We start from the raw sequence: 3,521 nt of genomic DNA, 5'->3' as shown, positions 1-3,521 counted from the left end.
GCCCGCCGCCCCGGGCCCCGTCAAGGCGGCCGCAGCCACGCCATCTCCCGCAGCCGCGCCCACGCGCGATCTCAATTCACCGCTCGGCGTCTGGCTCACCGAGGAGAAGGAAGGCAAGGTCCGCATCGAGCAATGCGGCAGCAATCTGTGCGGCTATTCGGTCGACAGCAAATCGAACCAGAATGGCGAGCAGGTTCTGATCAACATGAAGCCGAGCAAGGACCAGAAATGGTCCGGCCGCATCCTCGATCCGAACTCCGGCTCGACCTACGATTCGACGATCGCAATGAAGGGCACTGACCGCCTGCGCGTGCAGGGCTGCGCCTTCGGCGGCATGTTCTGCGGCGGGCAGACCTGGACGCGGGTGAACTGAGTTTTGACTCGACGCTTCTGATTGAGGAAGGGGCCCGCGATCCGGGCCCCTTTGCTTTTGGCCGCGGCGTCAACGTGACGTGCGCCACCTCACAGAGCCTGCCGCTCGCGTGACAGCCCTCACATCGCCGGTTCCGCGCCCGTGCCATGTTCCCCGCATGGTCACCCACAGGGGCGTGTCATGAACGGCTTTCGCAAAGGTCTCTTCGCCACCATCGTCGCCATCGCCTTCCCGCTCGCGCAGGCTGATGCTGCGACAAGTACTTTCGACGGCACATGGAATGTCCGCATCTCGTCATCGAGCGAGACCTGCGGCAACGGCGCGACCGTCGCGATCGGCATCAACAACGGGCAGATCGCCTCGAGCAGCACCGCAGTGTCAGCGTCAGGCCGCGTGGCGGACGCCGGCAGCATCAATGTCACCCTCAGCACCGGTATCAAGCGCGCCGTCGGCTTCGGACGACTGAGCGGCACCTCGGGCTCCGGCACCTGGCGCGGCGCGCTGTGCACGGGGACGTGGACGGCGGAGCGGATGTAGCAGGTCTGGTGTCCCGGACGCGCCGCAGCGTGCAAGGCTGCTGCGCAGAGCCGGGACCCAGGAGTCTTGGTTAGTCGCCGGAAGATTCCGGGACACACACGAGGACCTTCTTAGCCCAGCGCCGCCCCATACTCCGCGTCAGTGACCGGCTCCAGCCAGGTCGAATAGACGCCGTCGAGCGCTTCCTGCATGGCGATGTGGCACATGCCGTTGGTCGGCGACGCTCCGTGCCAGTGCAACTCGCCCGGTGGAATCCAGACAGTGTCGCCGGGACGGATCTCCCTGACCGGACCGCCCTTGGTCTGCACGCGCCCGACGCCGGAGATGACGTAGAGCGTCTGCCCGAGCGGATGGTGATGCCAGTTGGTGCGGGCGCCCGGCTCGAACGCAACGCGCGAGCAATTCAGCCGTGCGGGCGCGGGCGCCATGATCACGGGGTCCTGCCACACGGTGCCGGTGAAGTTTTCCTTGGGCGCGCGGCGGGTCGGCCGCGTGCCTGCAACAGTGATCTCCATGGGATTCCTCGCTTCCGTTACTTCTTGCTGGCGGCGTAGCGCGCCTTGGTCTCGGCGTTCATGGGATAGAGGCCCGGCAGCACCGCGCCATTGTTCACCTCGTTGACGATCCAGGCTTCCATGCGCTCCTGCTCGACGCCCTCGTTGAGGACGTGATCGAGCATCGCCTGCGGGATCAACACGCAGCCGTCCTGGTCGGCGACCACGATGTCGTTCGGAAAAACGGCAACCCCACCGCAGCCGATCGGCTCGCCCCAGCCGACGAAGGTCAGGCCGGCCACGGAGGGCGGCGCGGCATAGCCGTCGCACCACACCGGAAGATTGGTGCCGAGCACGCCCTCGACGTCACGCACGACGCCGTCGGTGACGAGAGCGGTGACGCCGCGCTTCATCATGCGGGCGCAGAGAATGTCGCCGAAGATGCCGGCATCGGTGATGCCCATGGCATCGACCACGGCGATGCATCCCTCCGGCATCGCCTCGATCGCGGTGCGGGTCGAGATCGGCGACGACCAGGATTCCGGCGTCGCCAGATCCTCGCGCGCCGGCACGAAGCGCAGCGTGAAGGCCGGTCCCACCAGGCGCGGCAGGCCCGGGCGCAGCGGGCGCGCGCCCCGCATCCACACATTGCGCAGGCCCTTCTTCAGCAGGACCGTGGTGATGGTGGCGGTGGTGATGCCGGCGAGGGTCTTGCGGGCTTCGGGGGACAGCGACATGGACGACAACGAGCTCCGAGGTGCGGGAAAGAACGCGCGCATCTTGCGAGCCGCAGCCCTTGCGTCAAGGGCCAAGAGGCCACCAATAACGCAGGGCGGCTGAGCCGTTATGCGACGCGATAACAAGGTCTTATCGCGCCCCCTTGCATTAATTTATTGGACTTGCGGGCGCATTTACGCGAAGCAGGACGAAGCGGAACTCCCACGTCGGGGCCGCATTCCCGTTTTCGACAGCTCTTCGACAGCTCATGGCCGCGACGCTTCCCCCGCCCCGCCTTCTGCCCAGTGGCGACAGCGCCGTCACGGTCGAGTTCAGCCGCACGATCGATGACGCCGCCAACCAGCGCGTGCTGGCGCTCGACAAGGCACTCGCGGCAAGCCCCATCGACGGCATCACCGAGACCGTGCCGACCTATCGCTCGCTGCTGGTACATTACGATCCCGGCAAGATTGGTTTCGACATGCTCGGCGAAAAGATCCTGCCGATCGCCACCCGGCCGTTGCCGCCGGTGACCAAGGCACGCCGCTGGCGCATTCCCGTCGCCTATGGCGGCGAGCACGGCATAGATCTCGAGGATGTCGCCAAGGCGCTGAACACCACGCCAGACGACATTGTCGCCCGTCATGTTGGCGGCGACTACAAGGTTGCCATGATCGGCTTCACGCCGGGCTGGTCCTATCTCAGCGGCCTCGACACATCCCTGCACATGTCGCGGCGGCAAAATCCGCGGCTGCTGACGCCCGCCGGCACGATCTCGATCGGCGGCATCCAGGCCGGGATCCAGTGCCTCGCCGCGCCGAGCGGCTGGCACCTGCTCGGCCGCACGCCTGTCAGAACCTATCAGCTCCACCGCAACCCGACCTTCCTCACCGAGCCCGGTGATCGCGTGACGTTCTTCGCCATCGACCACAAGACCTTCGAGGAGCTGGACCGCGCCGCGGAAGCCGGCGAGATCGTTGCCGAGCAGGTGGACGCATGAGCAGGCTCGTCATCGCCAGCGTCGGCCCTGCAAGCTCCGTCCAGGATGGCGGTCGCCTCGGCGCGCAGCGCTATGGCTTGACGGTGAGCGGGGCGATGGACCGGCTGTCGCTGGCCGCGGCGAATACGCTGGTCGGTAACGAGCCGTTCGCGGCCGCCGTCGAGATCGGCCCGTTCGGCGCCTCTTTCACCGCGCGTGACGGCGCCGTGCGCGTCGCGATCTCTGGCGCGCCGCGCAATGCGGACGTCGCCGGAAGCGCCCTCGCCATGGACACGTCGGTGACGCTGAAGGACGGCGAGACGCTGACGCTGGGCTTTGCCCGCGGCGGCGCCTTCACCTATCTGGCGATCGAAGGCGCCATCATGGGCGAGCCGGTGTTCGGCAGTCTCGCGGTCAATGC

5 protein-coding genes and 1 pseudogene are annotated in these 3,521 nt (G+C 67.0%); 4 read left to right on the top strand and 2 right to left on the bottom strand.

Annotated features, from left to right (window positions below; translation table 11 throughout):
- Together MOV74_RS33970 and MOV74_RS33965 are read left to right on the top strand one after the other, a co-directional pair.
- Window positions 1-373 (top strand): DUF2147 domain-containing protein (locus MOV74_RS33970; RefSeq protein ID WP_246931347.1); only part of this gene is annotated, 373 nt, incomplete at its 5' end.
- A gap of 180 nt (window positions 374-553) precedes the next feature.
- Window positions 554-910, top strand: coding sequence for a hypothetical protein (locus MOV74_RS33965; protein ID WP_246931346.1), 357 nt, complete (start codon window positions 554-556; stop codon window positions 908-910).
- Window positions 911-1,020: 110 nt separating this feature from the next.
- Here MOV74_RS33965 and MOV74_RS33960 read toward each other — a convergent pair whose 3' ends face one another.
- Together MOV74_RS33960 and MOV74_RS33955 are read right to left on the bottom strand one after the other, a co-directional pair.
- Window positions 1,021-1,425: a cupin domain-containing protein gene (locus MOV74_RS33960; protein WP_028144578.1), complete on the bottom strand. Its 405-nt coding sequence runs from the start codon at window positions 1,423-1,425 to the stop codon at window positions 1,021-1,023.
- A gap of 17 nt (window positions 1,426-1,442) precedes the next feature.
- Window positions 1,443-2,141, bottom strand: coding sequence for a ribonuclease activity regulator RraA (locus MOV74_RS33955; protein WP_011087336.1), 699 nt, complete (start codon window positions 2,139-2,141; stop codon window positions 1,443-1,445).
- A gap of 248 nt (window positions 2,142-2,389) precedes the next feature.
- Here MOV74_RS33955 and pxpB point away from each other — a divergent pair, with 248 nt between their 5' ends.
- Both pxpB and MOV74_RS33945 read left to right on the top strand, forming a co-directional pair.
- A complete protein-coding gene (gene pxpB / locus MOV74_RS33950; protein WP_246931345.1) occupies window positions 2,390-3,121 on the top strand; it encodes a 5-oxoprolinase subunit PxpB in 732 nt (243 codons plus the stop codon).
- Window positions 3,118-3,521 (top strand): annotated as a pseudogene (locus MOV74_RS33945) (allophanate hydrolase); the annotation flags it as partial. The gene pxpB and the pseudogene MOV74_RS33945, both read left to right, overlap by 4 nt.

The sequence above is a fragment of the Bradyrhizobium sp. SHOUNA76 genome, from assembly GCF_023006445.1.
GTDB lineage: Bacteria > Pseudomonadota > Alphaproteobacteria > Rhizobiales > Xanthobacteraceae > Bradyrhizobium.
This window is presented reverse-complemented; position numbering and strand designations above follow the sequence as displayed.